15 protein-coding genes are annotated in these 16216 nt (G+C 39.9%); 4 read left to right on the forward strand and 11 right to left on the reverse strand.

What is annotated here, in order from left to right; genetic code table 11:
* Positions 1-26: 26 nt before the first annotated feature.
* Both nusA and B155_RS0102395 read right to left on the reverse strand, forming a co-directional pair.
* The gene (nusA, locus tag B155_RS0102390) at positions 27-1283 is read right to left on the reverse strand and encodes a transcription termination factor NusA (protein WP_018126642.1); all 1257 of its coding nucleotides are present in this window, start codon (positions 1281-1283) and stop codon (positions 27-29) included.
* Between the two features lie 24 nt (positions 1284-1307).
* Entirely contained in the window at positions 1308-1769 is a 462-nt protein-coding gene (locus tag B155_RS0102395; protein ID WP_018126643.1) for a ribosome maturation factor RimP, read from the reverse strand.
* A 295-nt stretch (positions 1770-2064) separates the two neighbouring features.
* Between B155_RS0102395 and B155_RS0102400 the strand changes: the two genes are divergently transcribed.
* Positions 2065-2544, forward strand: a complete 480-nt coding sequence (locus tag B155_RS0102400) for a DUF192 domain-containing protein (protein WP_018126644.1) — start codon at positions 2065-2067, stop codon at positions 2542-2544.
* Positions 2545-2584: 40 nt separating this feature from the next.
* On the opposite strand, the gene fbp is transcribed toward B155_RS0102400, so the two are convergent.
* The 4 genes from fbp to B155_RS0102420 all read right to left on the reverse strand — a co-directional run bounded on the left by fbp (position 2585) and on the right by B155_RS0102420 (position 5663).
* Entirely contained in the window at positions 2585-3610 is a 1026-nt protein-coding gene (gene fbp / locus B155_RS0102405) for a class 1 fructose-bisphosphatase (RefSeq protein ID WP_018126645.1), read from the reverse strand.
* 61 nt (positions 3611-3671) lie between these two features.
* Positions 3672-4265, reverse strand: coding sequence for a dephospho-CoA kinase (coaE, locus tag B155_RS0102410; RefSeq protein ID WP_018126646.1), 594 nt, complete (start codon positions 4263-4265; stop codon positions 3672-3674).
* Positions 4265-5381, reverse strand: a protein-coding gene (gene prfB / locus B155_RS0102415; RefSeq protein WP_157464703.1) for a peptide chain release factor 2 whose coding sequence is annotated in 2 segments (ribosomal slippage) — positions 4265-5314 and positions 5316-5381 — 1116 coding nt in all. Because the reading frame shifts where the segments join, the coding sequence is not laid out codon by codon here. Before prfB ends, coaE begins: the two co-directional genes overlap by 1 nt.
* Positions 5382-5402: 21 nt before the next feature.
* A complete protein-coding gene (locus B155_RS0102420; RefSeq protein WP_018126648.1) occupies positions 5403-5663 on the reverse strand; it encodes an ElaB/YgaM/YqjD family protein in 261 nt (86 codons plus the stop codon).
* Positions 5664-5766: 103 nt separating this feature from the next.
* Between B155_RS0102420 and B155_RS0102425 the strand changes: the two genes are divergently transcribed.
* The 3 genes from B155_RS0102425 (at position 5767) to B155_RS0102435 (ending at position 8743) form a co-directional block, all read left to right on the forward strand.
* A complete protein-coding gene (locus B155_RS0102425; RefSeq protein ID WP_018126649.1) occupies positions 5767-6894 on the forward strand; it encodes a DUF3419 family protein in 1128 nt (375 codons plus the stop codon).
* On the forward strand, positions 6887-7492 hold the full coding sequence (locus B155_RS0102430) for a class I SAM-dependent methyltransferase (RefSeq protein WP_018126650.1): 606 nt from the start codon (positions 6887-6889) through the stop codon (positions 7490-7492). Before B155_RS0102425 ends, B155_RS0102430 begins: the two co-directional genes overlap by 8 nt.
* 78 nt (positions 7493-7570) lie before the next feature.
* The gene (locus B155_RS0102435; RefSeq protein ID WP_018126651.1) at positions 7571-8743 is read left to right on the forward strand and encodes a proline dehydrogenase family protein; all 1173 of its coding nucleotides are present in this window, start codon (positions 7571-7573) and stop codon (positions 8741-8743) included.
* Positions 8744-8762: 19 nt separating this feature from the next.
* Here B155_RS0102435 and B155_RS0102440 read toward each other — a convergent pair whose 3' ends face one another.
* The 5 genes from B155_RS0102440 to B155_RS0102460 are packed head-to-tail and all read right to left on the reverse strand — an operon-like array spanning position 8763 to position 16216.
* A complete protein-coding gene (locus B155_RS0102440) occupies positions 8763-10538 on the reverse strand; it encodes an ABC transporter ATP-binding protein (RefSeq protein WP_018126652.1) in 1776 nt (591 codons plus the stop codon).
* Between the two features lie 10 nt (positions 10539-10548).
* Positions 10549-11901: a ribonuclease Z gene (gene rnz / locus B155_RS0102445; protein WP_018126653.1), complete on the reverse strand. Its 1353-nt coding sequence runs from the start codon at positions 11899-11901 to the stop codon at positions 10549-10551.
* Between the two features lie 57 nt (positions 11902-11958).
* Positions 11959-13755: an ABC transporter ATP-binding protein gene (locus B155_RS0102450; protein WP_026167149.1), complete on the reverse strand. Its 1797-nt coding sequence runs from the start codon at positions 13753-13755 to the stop codon at positions 11959-11961.
* 30 nt (positions 13756-13785) lie between these two features.
* Positions 13786-14817: an NAD(P)/FAD-dependent oxidoreductase gene (locus B155_RS0102455; RefSeq protein ID WP_018126655.1), complete on the reverse strand. Its 1032-nt coding sequence runs from the start codon at positions 14815-14817 to the stop codon at positions 13786-13788.
* A gap of 31 nt (positions 14818-14848) precedes the next feature.
* Positions 14849-16216 carry an acyclic terpene utilization AtuA family protein gene (locus B155_RS0102460; RefSeq protein ID WP_018126656.1) on the reverse strand — a complete coding sequence of 456 codons (1368 nt, stop codon included), beginning with the start codon at positions 16214-16216 and terminating at the stop codon, positions 14849-14851.

The following is a 16216-nucleotide window of genomic DNA, read 5'->3' on the forward strand; positions in this document are numbered from 1 at the left end:
AGGGGTGCGGAATTAAGGCACGAGACTTAACCTTCGTCTTCGAACTCATACCCGATTACTTCAATAATCTTACGGGCAAGTTCTTCGTCAATTTCACCATTTGTTCGGCTTACCAGCTCTTTAGCACTCATTTCTAGTACTGCACGAGCGGTATCACAACCGATTTCATGAAGCTTTTGAACCGCTTCTGATCCAAAATCTTCCTCAAATTCAGCGATATCAATATCGTCTTCTTCTTCTACCTCACGGTATACATCAATTTCGCAATCTGAAAGTTTGGAAGCCAATCTAATATTCACTCCACCTTTACCAATTGCTTTCGATACTTCATCCGCTGGAACAAGCACGCTAGCTTGCTTTCCTTCAGCATCTAATTCAACTTTAAGAACTTCTGCAGGCTGAAGTGCACGCTTGATAAACTCAACTTTATCAGGGGTGTAGTTGATTACATCGATATTCTCGTTTTGCAACTCTCTCACGATAGCGTGAATTCGAATACCTTTCATACCAACACAAGCACCAACAGGATCAACGCGTTCGTCGTGTGATCTAACGGCCACTTTAGAACGATCGCCCGGAGCACGTGCAATTTTCACTAAATCGATAATTCCGTCGAATACTTCCGGAATCTCATTTTCAAATAAACGCTCTAAGAATAACTCAGAGGTTCTAGAAATTATTACCGTTGGATTACCATTACGCATGTGCACGCCAATTACAACGGCACGAATGGTATCACCTTTGCGGTATCTATCTTTGTAAATTTGCTCACTTTTTGGAAGCAGAAGCTCTACCCCATTGTGATTTACAAGAATGTCTTTGTTGTGGCGTACTTGGTATACATCTCCAAGGATGATTTCACCCACACGCTCTGAGTAATCTTCGTAGATATTATCTTTTTCTATTTCACGAATACGCTGAGCTAACTGCTGACGTGCCATCATCACTGCACGGCGACCGAAGTCAACAATTTGAACTTCCTGTGCTAATTCATCATAAAGCTCTACATCTGGATCGATCTTCTTAGCATCTTCTAATGCGATTTCAGATACTTCATCTGTGAGCTCTTCTTTTGGAACAACTTCACGTACATGAAGGATTTGAATCTCTCCACGATCCGCATTAAGGATTACTTCAAAAGCATCATCCGTTTCGTACGTTTTACGGATCATAGTTCTGAAAACATCCTCTAGTATGGATAACAATAGATCTCTATCAATGCCTTTATCTTTAGCGATTTCAGCAAAGGATGAGATAATTTGTTTTGATAAGTCGTTCTGCATCAGCGTTCTTAGCTTGGTAAATGATTAAATAGTTGGGACGATCTTGGCTTCCATGATTTCATCAAACAACACTTGAATATTATTTCCGTCATCGTCGGCTAGTGTGATTCCTTCTTCGGTAATCCCAACTATACTGCCTCTAACTTTCGAATATTCTTCGTCTTTTTTGAACTTCACTTTGGCTGTACGCCCCTCATTTTTTTTGTACTGGCGTTTATCCACCAATGGGCGGCTAAGCCCAGGCGAAGAAACGTTTAGCCGGTATTTATTCTCGAATATCTCATGCGCTTCCATTAAAAAGCCTAATTCACGGCTAATGTTTGCACACTCATCAAGATTAACTCCTCTTTCTTCTCCATCAAGATATACCCATACCTCAGCCAACCCTCCTCCTGTTTTAACTTCTACGTCAACAACAAAAAGGTTATTAGACTCCGCTAAAGGAGCCGCTAAATCTTTAATTTTTTGTATGGTATCTAATTGCATAATCTGGAAAACAAAGACAAAAAAAAGCGAGTGCCTTGTCGACGCTCACTGAGGCTCTAAATATAGCCTTATTTCATAAAGATTTCAAAACAAGACAGTGGGTTTATTATTAACCAATAAATGATAGAGTATTTGAAATTTTTTAACGTATAAAAACAATTTTGGATCCCACTTTCTAACATAAATAGAAGCCAACTTTAGCAAATCAATTTCCTTGCAATTTTTTAAGCCCTCCTTTAATACAGAATTATTATACTCTGTTTGAAATCGAAAACCTCTTTTAAAAAATTATCTAATGTGCAAAAAAGCCTTCTTTATCACTCTATTATGCTTGATTGTGACAGCTTGTTCGAACGAGAAGAATACCAAGGACGACTCAACAAAACCAACGGGGCGTGTACCTGATTATGTTGGAACTCTCCATTTTTTAAATGAAGAAGGAGAAATCATAAGTACGTTGAGGTATGCAAAAGCTGAAACTGAATTAGAGCGTAATCAAGGGCTGATGGATGTTCGTGAAATGCCAAAAGATGCGGGCATGGTTTTCTTTTTTGAGAATGAAGAACCCCTAAGTTTTTGGATGGCAAACACTCCCTTGCCTCTGGATATCATGTACGTAAATTCGGATAGTGTAATAGTTAGTATTTATCAAAATACTACGCCATTTTCGGATAAGACTTTACCTTCATTTGAGCCTGCTAAATATGTAATTGAAACGAATGCTGGCTACAGCATCAATCATGATATCCGGGAAGGATTGAAGGTGAGGTTTTAATACCCTCACCTTTCTTTCAATAACAGCATACCAGAACTGATTAGCCTACTTGGCCTTCGTATTCGTGCAGAAAATCCATTACATGCTCAACATTTTCAGGAGAGCCTATATAGATGGGTGTACGCTGGTGTATAGCATTTGGCTCTATATCCATCACTCGGATTTTACCATCTGTTGCCATCCCACCGGCTTGCTCAATAATAAAACCAAGCGGATTGCACTCATACATTAAACGTAATTTCCCTTCAGGGTAGTTCTTGCTGTGTGGGTAAATGAAAATCCCCCCTTTAATCAACGTTCGGTGGATATCTGCTACCATCGAACCAATATAACGGGCTGAATATGGTCGACCTGTTTCTGGGTCTTCTTCTTGGCAGTATTTGATGTACTTCTTTAGGCCAAGATCCCAAGAATTGTAGCTTCCTTCATTGATGCTGTAAATGCGTCCATGCTTTGGAATTTCTACACGGCGATCACTTAGCATGAATTCTCCTAAACTAGGATCCAGTGTAAACAAACTAACGCCAGCACCTGTGGTGTACGCAAGAGTTGTACTTGAACCATACAGCACATAACCTGCTGCTACTTGTCGGTTTCCTGGTTGAAGTGCTTCTGCATCTTTTGCGGGCTTATCAAAATCGCCATCTCTCATATAAATTGAGAAAATACTACCGATCGATACATTTACATCGATGTTTGAAGATCCATCTAAGGGATCCATATACACAATGTATTTCCCTCCTTCACAACTAAGCTTAACTATGCCGTCATTTTCTTCTGAAATCACCATAGAGGTAATACCTGAGCGCTCTAATGCCGAAATAAGCTGTTGATCTGCAAATAAATCTAATTTCTTAACCGATTCTCCATGAACGTTCTTAGTGCCGTCGTATCCTAAAATATTAGTGATACCCGCTTTATTCACTTCGCGTGAAATGATTTTAGCGGCTAATCCAATATCTCTCAATAATTGTGATAGCTCGCCTTTAGCCCCTGGAAATTTACTCTGTGATTGAATGATGAATTCTTCAAGCGTAATAAGCTTGCTTTCTGGTTGTGCTGTCATATCCCGTTTGTTAGCTGAGTTGCATTCCTGCAAATATATGAATGGTTTTTATGGTATTCCTCTATAATTCCAATAATTGATGAAAAAGCTCTTTTGCTTTTAGTTTTAATTCATCTTGTGTACCGTTGTTGGTAATTATATAGTCGCACAGTCGAGATAACTCCATGAAATCTGACTGTTTTTTGATACGTTCTTTAACTTTCGCTGAATCCGTGTGATCTCGTTGCAATACTCGCTGAATTCTTGTTTGCTCATCAGCAATGATGAGAATCACATAGTCTAAATCTGTGGGGCGGCCATTATTAAGAAGTATAGCGGCTTCTTTAGCAAATATAGTCGTTCCTTTGGCGCGCTCTTCCGCTTCAATTTCAGCCACTCTCTCCCATAGAACTGGGTGAACGAGTTCATTCAGCTCTTCAACTCTTCCTTTTGCAAATGCTTCTTGTGCAAGGAATTCCCGATTTAGAGTCCCATCCTTATGATAGGACTGATCACCAAACACAGACTTTATGCTGTTAACCAGTTCCTGGTCTTCAATCATCAGCTGTTTGGCTAAATCATCAGCATAAATTACAGTGGCACCTAAGGACTCCCATTCTCTGCAGAATGTGGATTTACCTGATCCGATGCCTCCTGTAATCCCTACTTTAATCATTATTGAGGCTGTGTAGATATTGTGAGTAGATAGGCTTTTATGAAGTCGTCTAAATCTCCATCCATCACGGCACTTACATTGGAAGTTTCATGATTTGAACGGTGATCTTTAACTCGTTGGTCATCAAATACATAACTTCGAATTTGAGAACCCCATTCGTTTTTACCTTTAGAGCCCTCGAGTCGTGCTTTCTCTTCCTCTTGGATGGCTTTCTCTAACTCATAGATTCTCGACTTCAGTAAGATCATAGCCTTTTCACGGTTTTGCAGCTGAGAGCGCTCTTGCTGACATTCAGCTACTACTTTTTCAGTTCGTCCATCTGATAATTCTCCTTCCCAGATTAATCGAACACCCGTTTCCACTTTGTTTACGTTCTGCCCACCGGCTCCACTTGAATGGAATCGCTGAAGCTCAACTTCACTTTCATTGATATTCACTTCAATGGAATCATCAATTAGTGGCGAAACAAATACTGAACAAAATGAAGTATGGCGACGTGCATTACTATCGAAAGGTGATACCCTAACTAAACGGTGCACCCCACTCTCGGCTTTTAAAAAACCGTAAGCATTTATGCCTTGTACTTCTATGGTTGCTGACTTCAAACCGGCTACATCTCCATCTTGATAATCGATGACGGAAACTTTGAAATCATTTTTTTCCGCCCAACGCACATACATGCGGTATAACATAGAAGCCCAATCCTGACTTTCCGTGCCTCCTGCTCCTGGGTTAAAGGTAACAACGGCATCTCTTTGGTCATCAGGACCGTTTAACATATTTCGAAGCTCAAGCTCTTCTAAACCTTTTTCGAGCTTAGCGTACTCGGCATCAATTTCACTTTCAACATCTTCACCCATTTCTTGGAATTCCAGAAATACATTAATGCTGTCTCTTAATTCGTTTAATGCATCCCAAGCTTCAACTAAGCTTTTCTCATGATCTAATTGTTTCATGACACCTTGTGCAGCATCAGGATCATTCCAAAACTCGGGATCTTGAGTTTTCTCAGTTAATTCAATAATTCGGACTTTGCGCTTATCGTAGTCAAAGATACCTCCTGAGCGCATCCACACGCTCATAAAGCTCATTTAAATGATCTTTATTTATGCTCATTCTAAAATTCGTAAGTAATAATTAGTCTTTACCGCCGCGAGTTAAAATAACTCCAAGTACTAAGCCAGCAACAAAGGCTACTCCTAACCCTTGTTCTGGGTTTGCGCGAACATAGCGGCGTGCATTTCTATATTCATGTCTAAGTTCACGTTCAAGTCTCTCTTTCTCGTATTTCAAACGATCTAAGGCCTTATCATAGTTCTCAATAGCTTTCTGCTCAAGCTTGTCAGATGCTTTTTCTAAGCTTTGCTCTAGTCGTTTTTTGGTGTCCTGAGTATTCATGTAGTTCCTCATGTTTATTTAAGATTTCGAAAATACAAAATTGAAGCGTAATTGTTTGGGTCTTTCCTCTGAACCTTCTTCTATTTTGTATTAATTTTGAACAATGAAAAAATTGCTCTCTGATTGGTGGTTTAATACACTCACCTCACACTTTCTTATATACAATACATGCTGGGAAGATCCCGCCATTGATAGAAGTTTACTTCAAATGGATGCGAGTAGTGATATTTTTATGATTACAAGTGCTGGAGATAACGCATTCGATTACCTACTCGATGATGTTCACAGTATTCACAGTGTTGACCTAAATCCATATCAAAACGACCTGTGTGAACTTAAAAAAGCATTTTATATAACAGATCAAGTAGACCGTCTGCAAGATTTATTTATTACTGGGAAATCGAAAAACGCTATCAATTATTTAAGCTCTGTTAAAGAGGTCCTATCTAATTCGACTTATGCGTATTGGAAGCAGAACATCCACTGGTTCATGAATGATAGAGGGTTCTATGAGCATAGTTTAAGTGGAAGGTTTGCTCAGCTATTGAGACTACTACTCCATCAAAAAGGAATTTATGAGCATGTGATTGAACTCATCCACATGAAAGGTGAAGAAAATCGTAGGGACTTCTATAGAACTAAAATATACCCGCAGCTCTGGAGTGGGTTTGGCCAAAGAATTTGGAAGAATGAATGGGTATTAAGTTTAGCTGGGGTTCCTAGTAACCAACTAAAAGGCACTTCGGGGCTCAATCGTTATATGAAAGAAGTAATCGAAAACGTTTTTGTTCGCCAAGGAGCACAAGAGAATTATTTCTGGAGGTTGTATATAGAGGGTAAGTACAACACTCAGGTATGCCCTAATTATCTCAAAACAGAGTATGCTTCACAAATCCGTGCTAAAGTAAATCGAATCAAACTAAGTACTACCTCTACCTACTCTGCATTAAAAAACAGCGCTCATACTTATTCTCATTTCATCTTGCTCGATCATATGGATTGGTTTATCGACAAAAATCCTAAAGCACTCGAACAGCTTTGGCGGGGAATCATCAAGCGCGCCAAGCCCGGTGCTAAAATCCTCTTTAGGTCAGTATATCCTACTCTCGATAAATTCCCTGAAATTGTACAAGATCATTGCACTCTCCTCCCCATTGATGAGAACTATCTTGATATGAATGATCGTGTGAACACCTATCAACGTACTTTTCTAGCCCAGGTAAATGTTTAGGAGTGTTGATTCATATTATCGATTCCATGCTCGTATCTACGACATTACACGGTGGACGATCCTATTCGGGCGTAAAAAACTCATTCGATTATTACCCAATCTACCTAATGGTGCTCGCATACTCGATGTGGGTTGTGGTACAGGTGCTCATCTAAAATGGCTGCTAGAAATATACCCTTCGGCTCAGATTATAGCAGTAGATCAGTCTAAAGAAATGCTCAAAATTGCTAAATCAAAAATAAAGGATGATAGGGTCACATTTTTTCAGTCTAATGTATTCAACTTAGATTTGGGTGACACCAAATTTAATCTGGTTGTAGGCTCTTACTCGCTTACAATCATACAGCAATATGAGAAACTTTTACCCCTCATTCACAAACTACTCTTGCCAAATGGTATAGTTGCCATTGTTGATTTCGACCATACTCCATTTCCATGGTTCAAAAAATGGATGAAGTGGAATCATGTGCAGCTCTCACCGGAACTTTTTGTGCGTCTTTGCGAGTTATTTCCTAAAAACATACGTAGTAGCAAGAGAGCTTATCTAGGTTTGTGGACATACTCAATATTTACCGGCTTCAAATCACATAATTTGTAAAATGGAGTGAAGTTTCCAAAGATTTTTAGTTATTATTGACCGGCTTTTTTTAGACACGAAATACAGGGGCACCTCAATATGCAGGAACTATTCTCTGATACCAAAACAGCGTTCAGATACAAATCATCACACGATCTTAGGCTAACAAAATGGATTTTCGGATTAATGCACAATTATCCGGAATTGGTATTAATGCTCAGTAAGCTTGGCATGAATGCTGTAGAGTGGAAACTCCCTTTTGCTAACAGAATGATCTATCACACTTTCTATAAAGTGTTTTGCGGAGGTGTGAACCTTGAAGATTGTAAAAATGTGGTTCAGCGCTTAGATAAGTATGGTGTTAAAACGGTACTGGATTATGGTGCTGAAGCTAAAGACTCAGAAGATGAATATGAGAATGTAACCATCGAGTTTTTAAAGGCTATTCGCTTCGCATCTGGCAACTCTGCTATCCCCATTATTAGTGTTAAAGTAACAGCGATTGCGGATTTTGATCTCCTTCACAAATACAGTGAACACGATGTAATCAAAAGCACAGTGGATCAAGAAGCATGGACCAAGGTTGAAGAGCGTTTTGAACGTATATGTGAAGCCGCCTATGAAGGAAAAGTAAGTGTTTTTGTAGATGCTGAAGAAAGTTGGGTTCAAGAAGCTATTGATGAGCTCGTACTTGCAATGATGAAAAAGTACAATCATAGCGATCCTATTATCTACAACACTTATCAAATGTATTTGAAGTCGTCGTACGAACGATTAGTACACCATCATACTTTATTACAAAAAGATGAAGTGATACTAGGTGCCAAGATTGTACGTGGTGCTTACATGGAAAAAGAAGCGGAACGAGCTGCACAATTCGGTATCGAAAATCCTATTCAACCATCGAAGCAACATACTGATGATGCCTTCAATGAAGCGATTGATTATAGTTTTGAACACTATGAAGAAATAGCATTCTGCTGTGCTTCACACAACGAGGAAAGCAGTTTACGTCTTTTTGAACGCGTAAAAGAAAGTGGATTGCAGAAACATCCTCATATTATGTTCTGCCAGTTATACGGTATGCGCGATAATATCACATTCAATTTGGCCAAACATGGTGTTCTTACCATGAAATACCTCCCCTATGGCTCAGTTGAAAATACATTCCCGTATCTAGTTCGTCGTGCTAATGAAAATACATCTATTACTAGCGATGCTTCAAAAGAGTATGTGATGTTGAAAACTGAATTAGATCGACGAGAAATTTGAGCTCTAAGTCCCGTTTATCTTAGTCTTCAACTAGCTGATCACGATACTGTAGCTCATAAAGCTTCTTGTACAGGCCATCGGTTTTGGTGAGTAGTTCTTGGTGGGAACCCGACTCTCTTACTTCCCCTTTGTGCATTACAAGAATACGATTCGCACCTTGAATAGTAGACAATCGATGAGCCACTACAATGGATGTTCTACCTTGCATCATCTTCTCACTAGCTTCAGTAACTAGTGCTTCAGTTTCAGAGTCTACACTTGAAGTAGCTTCATCCAGAATTAAGATCTGAGGATTATAAACCAGTGCACGTACAAAGCAAATCAATTGCTTCTGCCCCATCGATAATGAAGCTCCACGCTCACGTAATTTATAATCATAGGTATTCGGAAGTTTTTCTATAAAGCGATGCGCTTCCACTTTATGTGCGGCTTCTATCACCTCATCGCGAGTAATCTCCGTATTGCCCAATGTAATGTTTTCATATATAGTACCTGAAAAGAGAGCATTATCTTGGAGTACTAATCCAAAATGCGATCGAAGATCAGCTAAACTAAGATCTCTTATATCCACCCCATCTAAGGTTATCTCCCCTTTTTCAATATCGTAGAATCTAAACAACAAGTTAATGATTGTTGTTTTCCCTGCACCAGTAGCTCCAACAATGGCAATAGCCTCACCGGGTTCAGCAACAAAAGAAACATCTTTAAGAATATAATCGCCCGATTCATTATAGCGGAACCACACATTTTTAAATTCTATGCGTCCTTTGGGATCTTCAATTTTTACGGGTGAAGCAGTTTCAACAACCTCACTTTCCACATCCATTACATTAAAAATTCGTTCAGAAGATGCGAGCGCTGATTGCAGAGTATTAAACTTTTCAGATAACCCTCGAATTGGCATAAAGAATTGACGTGCGTACTGAATAAAGGCAAGAAGTACCCCAAAGGTAACTCCGCCCATCAATGCTCTACCGCCCCCATACCAAACCACAAGAGCCATTGCAAAACTTGCTAATACTTCAACTAAGGGCCAAAAAATGGAGAAATAGAATATGGTTTCAATATGCGCACCTTTATGTGCTGCATTAATCTTATTGAATTTATCTAACTGCTTTTCCTGACGGTTGAACAACTGCACCACATCCATGCCATTTATATGCTCTTGAACAAATGAATTCAGACGTGCTATTTGATCACGAACATCTAAGAAAGCCAAGCGAACTTTGTTCTTAAACCAGAAGGTTGCGTAAAATAGTACTGGTAAGATGGCAATTGTAACCAAACTCAATTCCCAGCTCATGCTAAACATGAAGTAAAGAATGAAAATGATTCGGAATAGATCTCCAATAATAGCCACTACCCCATCCGACAATAATTGGCTTAATGCTTCAATGTCGCTTGTGGTTCGCGTGATTAATCGGCCAATTGGATTTTTATCAAAAAACTGAACGTTGAGACTTTTGATTTTTTTGAATACGGAGTTCCGAAGTGAATAGAGTGCACCCTGCCCAAACCAACGGGTTAGGTAGGTATTAATCACTTGTAAGGTGAATTCACCTAGAAGTGCTAAACCCAATAACAATATGATATTCAGTAGTCCTTCAGTGTCGTTGATAGCGATATGCTCATCAACAGCAATTTGGGTTAGTTTAGGCCGAACGGTACCCAGAAAGGATGCGCCTAAGGTTAAGGCGATGGCTAGAACTACAAACCATTTGTAGGGTTTTATAAAAAAATAAAGCCGCCGAATTAGTTTTCTATCGACGGCTTTTGAATCTTTATTTTTACTCAATGCGATTTAATTAGAATCTATCTTGATCGTCGTATGATGAACGAGATGAGTATGAGCGGTTAGAATCTGAATTCCACTTGTTATCACTACTTCGTCCACTGCTTGAGCTGTCACGATGGTTTCTGTTTCGGCTTCTATAGCCTCCGCCATCATTGCTACGGCTGTTATATCCACCACCATCACTTCGATTGTTATCACGGCTTCGGTAACCACCGCCACCGCCGCCACTACTTCTGCGATCGTTGCTTCTATAGCCTCCACCACCGCCTGAACTACGACGAGGTCTGAAATTGCGATTTCCACCACCACGGTCGTTACTACGGTAACCACCGCCACCACCGCTACGCCCACGATGTCCACCACTGCGGCCACCGCCACCACGGCTGTCATTTGATTTCGTTAAGTCTCTTAACTCTACTTTAGCGGTCAAAATTCCGCGCTCATGAGAAGGATCTGTATAAATTGGTCGCAATTCATTTGCTAACCAAGCTGGATAGAACCCATCTCTAGCTTCTTTTAATAGCACATGTGGATTGGTATAACGCGCTGAGAAATGGCCAATCACTAATAACTTAGTTTGTGCTTCAGTTGCAACTCGAGCTGCATCTTTAGCTGAAGAGTGACCCGTTTCTGATGCTTTATCCGCTAAGCTATCACTAAAAGTAGCTTCGTGATAAAGGATATTGGTATTCAGTGCGAGTTTAACTGCATTTGGGCAATACTCGGTATCAGTAACGTAAGCAAAACTATCCCCTGGACGTGGATGACCTACAATGTCTACTGATTTAACTTCAGTGCCGTCATCAAGAGTGATGTCTTCCCCATTTTTAAGGGCTTTGAAGTCTTCGTCTTTTGTTACACCTAATTCGTTTGCTAACTCAGCGTTTACTTTACCAGGCTTATCTTTTTCTTGGAAACGGTAACCTAGGCAAAATCTACGGTGCTTAAGAGCACGAGCTTCAACTATATAATCTTCTTCATCGATAACAACAGCGGCATCCGTGTCGTGCTCAACTTCAATAAAAATAATTTCGAAACCGATTTCGATGTCCGAGAACTTCAAATTCCATTCAATATACTCTTGAAGTCCTTTTGGGCCTACCATTCTCAATGGCTTATCACGGCGTTGTAATTGTAAAGTGGATAATAACCCGATTAACCCTGAATAATGATCAACATCAAAATGTGAAATAAAGATGCATTCTATTTTTGAACGCTTAATACCGGCTTGAAGCATACGCATTTGGGCGTTTTCGCCACAATCAAAAAGAAATACACTTCCTTCTCTCCATAATGCTACTGCTGGTAAATGCCGAACCGCTGTTGGGGTTGCTGAGGCTACTCCTAATGGAACTACTATCATTGTTGTCTCCCGTTCTGTTATATAAGGTGCTTTAGCGCTACTTAAACTTTCCCAGTTTTATATTTCCGCTAATTCTTGTTCTAGTATTTGTTTGTTATACATGCTTGTATAATGTCCTTCCATATCTAAAAGTTCTTGATGGGTACCGCTTTCTACGATATTACCATCCTTTAGATAATAGATTCTATCGGCATTTTTAATAGTCGATATTCTGTGACTAATCATAATAGTCGTTCTGCCACTCAATTCGTTTTTTAAATGACTAAGAATCGCTTCCTCTGTTTTAGTGTCTACGGCACTTAGTGAGTCATCAAAAATTAATATTCGGGGATCTTTTATCAGAGCCCGTGCTATTGCTGTTCTTTGCTTCTGCCCACCCGATAATGTTATCCCTCGTTCACCTAGGATAGTCTCGAATTTTTTTTCAAAATCCAAAATATTATCTCGCACTTGAGCCTTCTCAGCAGCGTTTTCAATCATTTCAGGAGTGGCATGTTCACTACCAAACGATATATTTTCGCCAATCGTATCCGAAAATAAGAATGTATCCTGTGGAACAAAACCTATAGATGCTCTTAATTGATCTAATTCAACTTCTTTTACATTTCGGCCATCTATAAGAACTTCCCCTTCCGTAGGGTCGAATAAGCGCGGTATTACCTGTACGAGGGTTGTTTTGCCTGATCCTGTACGTCCCACAAAAGCGATTTGCTCCCCTGCCCTAATCTTGAAGCTCACATCTTTTAACACTTTCGATTCTGTATCTGGGTACGCAAAACTCACATTCTTGAATTCTATATCCCCTTTAAACACTCCATCATCTTTGATATCATTGATAGATTCAATTTCGACTGGTCGATCTAAAACTTCGGCGATTCTGTTCCATGAGGCAAGGGACTTTTGAAAACGATTCGTGGTGTAGCCAAGTGCTGCTACGGGCCAGGTTAAGTATGCTACATAGATAAGAAACTCAGCAATATTACCGATTGTCAAACTTCCTTCTATTACCATCATCCCGCCCTGCCAAATTACGATCAGGAGTGATATACCGATCAAAAAGTTTAGGGATGGGTGAAAGAGTGATTCTATCATATCTAATCGAAGCTTTTTCTTTCGATAGTCTTCACTTAAAGCTTCAAACTTAGATTGCTCGTTGTCAATGCGGTTATAGGCTATTATTAAGCGTATGGATGAGAAGGTCTCGTTAGCCTGCCCCGATAGTCTAGAATATTGCTCTTGAATGATGGTAGAGTGTTTATGGATATACCCCGTTATCCAATAGGCAAATATCGATATGAATGGCAATGGTATCAATGCCCAAAACATCAGATCGGAGCTGACGATGTACATCATTGTGATTACAAAAGCAGCCCGTGTTAAAGTGTTGATGCTATACATGATAACAGGGCCATAGTACTCTCTTACCTTGTTTACATCTTCAGTGGCTCGTACATAAATCTCTCCTGATGAGTACTTAGCGTAGAATCGTTGCGGAAGACTCATTAGCTTTTGGAGGATTTCATTTCGCATATCGAACTCAACTTTCCGCGATGAAACGATGAGTGTTTGGCGTGTAGCGAATAATAAAATTCCGTAGAGTGCAACTGATCCTAGGAGATACCCTGCGTTTTCAGCGAGTATCCATCCTGCTTCAGTAGAAAAGAGCGTTTCAAATAGGTTGTTGCCTGCTTCAACATTAGCCTCGTTTAGATTTTCTACTTCATCCATGGTTTTACGGATGAGCACTGGTATCCAAACGAGGAAGAAATTAGCGCCTGTTAGAAACAGGATGCCTGAGATGAGAGAAACCCTATACTTCTTTAGATAACTATTAAGTTGTTTTAGAGCTCCCAAATCTACATCCTATTACGAATTCATCTACGGCTAATCTTTGAATTTATCAGACCAGAATTGTCCTAATGCTAAACCTGATAGATAGGCTGATTCAACAGAATCACCATTCATATAACTACCAATCAATGCTATCGGTGCATCATTCCCTACAACTTCCATAAAAGGATAAGGAAGTGGGTTAATGGCTTTGCTGTATCTCCAGAAGTGTAATTCACTCCAAGCTGGAAGTGTACTCCACCCACCGGTAATTTCACCAAGGGCATCGAGTATTTCTTCTTCTACAGCTTCTTTTGAAGCATCTTTGTTTGCGCGAGCAAATTCAGCGGTAGTTTGAATTACAAACGAACACTCTGTGCTTTCCCCTCTTTTCGAAACTTCGTTGGTTATAGAAGCGATAATTGGGTGATCACATTCCATCATGCTCCATTCTGGAACATCGGCATCACCGTAACCAACCATTAACGAGAAACAAGGATCGTATTCAACGGCATCAACTTCTCGTAGCAACTTAAGGGTTGCCACTTCATCAATAGTTGTGTTTAAGATAGCATACGCTTGTTTAGAAGGAGTTGCTATTACCACGGCATCTACATTTACTGCATCGCCCGTTGGGAAATTTAACATCCAAGATCTTTTCTTAGTGCGATCTTCACCAATGTGAGTAACTCCACTCACTTTTGTGTTGGTTTGAACATCCACATAACGCGCTAACTCTTTACCAACTTGATTCATCCCCATAGGGGCAACGTATCTCTTCTTAGTTGGGTAAAACTGACTCAACTCACCTGCTTCATTAAGGTGCATAAAAGGACCTGAAAAAGGAACTAATTTCCCTTTATTCACCAAATTTTGAAGCATTGGTTGAATTTTCTCTGAAGTTTCTTCGATGTAAGGTAAACCGTGGTCTACTTTCGTTTGGTTGTTTTCACCGGCATATCTTGTAGCTAAACGACCACCAAGGCCTCTGCTTTTTTCATATACCATTACTTCGTGTCCGGCTTCAGCTAAAATTCGTCCGGCTGTCAATCCTGCAACACCCGCTCCTATAATTGCGATCTTCATCTTATCGTATGAATTGAGTTAGTTTGATTATTTAAATTTCGTAAACAGTTACTCTTGGTTGAACTGCATCTTTGGCTAATAGCGCCGGCCAGTATGCTACTACATCACTCGCTTTTGGGCGACCACCGGCAAAGCCTGTAACGCCACTTGGGCCTGTTAAAATCAATGGAGCTATTTCCATGCCGAATCTATTTAAATCAGCTTTATCTGGCCCCGTTACAGAAACTCTCATTTGAATTTCATCTAGGTCATCAACAGAATCAGTATTATCTACTGGTTTTTCACCCACTCCGTTATAGCCGATGTATTCTTTATGAAACTCGGTAAGATTTAAACCTAAAGCTTCCGCTCTTTTTTCAAGTATCTCTGCACCCTTCTGAGCTTTCTTTAAAGCATCTGGCCAAGAATATACTAAGGTTGCTGATAATTTATATCCGTCGTTATAACTCGCTGATACTTTATATGAATCTGTTTCTTTGAATCCAGTAATACCGTGTACTCGAACACGATTTTTAGCAACATCTTCTACTTTAATTGAAGTGAAGTCTGCAATAACATCGGGTGTGATATAGTCTTTCGGGTCACCAATTTCATACAGCAACTGTTCTTTCACTGTCATTGCATTTACCAAGCCGCCTGTTCCTTCGTGCTTGGTTACAAAAAATTCACCATTAGGATAGGCTTCTACAATTGGGAAACCGATATCTGTGAAGTCTTCTACTTTTTCCCAATCCGTGAAATTACCCCCTGATGACTGAGCACCACATTCAAGAATATGACCTGCGATGGTACCTACCGACATCTTATCATAATCTTCGTAATCCCAACCAAATTCATGAATCATAGGTGCGAGTGTAAGTCCTGTATCCGTAACTCGGCCTGTGATAATTACATCTGCACCCTGCTTTAGAGCTTCAACAATGGGTCGACATCCAAAATAGATATTTGCACTCAATAGGTGATCTTTAACGGTGGTGATAGGCTCGCCCGTTTCCATATTGTTTAATTGATGTCCATCGGCAATCAATTCATCAATTTGTGGAAGGATGTTATCTCCATCTACTACCGCTACTTTTAAATTCTTGTAGCCTTGTTCACGTGCAATCTTAAGGATTTCATCCTTACAAGCTTCTGGGTTCACCCCACCTGCATTGCTGATAACTTTAATCCCTTTATCGCGGATTTCTGGAAGTACTTGCTCAACCACACCCACGAAGTCGCGAGCGTATCCCCATTCAGGATTTCGAATTTTTTGTTTTTGCATTATCGACATGGTTACTTCAGCTAAGTAATCCATTACGAGGTAATCGATTGGGCCTTTTTTTGCTTGATTAACTGGGGCTATGGGTAGATCTCCCCAAAAGCCTTGTCCCGATGCAATTCTAATAAATTCTTTCAC

The organism is Balneola vulgaris DSM 17893, assembly GCF_000375465.1.
GTDB classification, from domain to species: Bacteria; Bacteroidota; Rhodothermia; order Balneolales; family Balneolaceae; genus Balneola; species Balneola vulgaris.

What these genes read in the sequence shown, in the direction of transcription:
- nusA (WP_018126642.1), bottom strand. Translation starts at nt 1,283, where the DNA reads ATGCAGAACGACTTATCAAAACAAATTATCTCATCCTTTGCTGAAATC.
- B155_RS0102395 (WP_018126643.1), bottom strand. Translation starts at nt 1,769, where the DNA reads ATGCAATTAGATACCATACAAAAAATTAAAGATTTAGCGGCTCCTTTA.
- B155_RS0102400 (WP_018126644.1), top strand. Translation starts at nt 2,065, where the DNA reads ATGTGCAAAAAAGCCTTCTTTATCACTCTATTATGCTTGATTGTGACA.
- fbp (WP_018126645.1), bottom strand. Translation starts at nt 3,610, where the DNA reads ATGACAGCACAACCAGAAAGCAAGCTTATTACGCTTGAAGAATTCATC.
- coaE (WP_018126646.1), bottom strand. Translation starts at nt 4,265, where the DNA reads ATGATTAAAGTAGGGATTACAGGAGGCATCGGATCAGGTAAATCCACA.
- B155_RS0102420 (WP_018126648.1), bottom strand. Translation starts at nt 5,663, where the DNA reads ATGAATACTCAGGACACCAAAAAACGACTAGAGCAAAGCTTAGAAAAA.
- B155_RS0102425 (WP_018126649.1), top strand. Translation starts at nt 5,767, where the DNA reads ATGAAAAAATTGCTCTCTGATTGGTGGTTTAATACACTCACCTCACAC.
- B155_RS0102430 (WP_018126650.1), top strand. Translation starts at nt 6,887, where the DNA reads ATGTTTAGGAGTGTTGATTCATATTATCGATTCCATGCTCGTATCTAC.
- B155_RS0102435 (WP_018126651.1), top strand. Translation starts at nt 7,571, where the DNA reads ATGCAGGAACTATTCTCTGATACCAAAACAGCGTTCAGATACAAATCA.
- rnz (WP_018126653.1), bottom strand. Translation starts at nt 11,901, where the DNA reads ATGATAGTAGTTCCATTAGGAGTAGCCTCAGCAACCCCAACAGCGGTT.
- B155_RS0102455 (WP_018126655.1), bottom strand. Translation starts at nt 14,817, where the DNA reads ATGAAGATCGCAATTATAGGAGCGGGTGTTGCAGGATTGACAGCCGGA.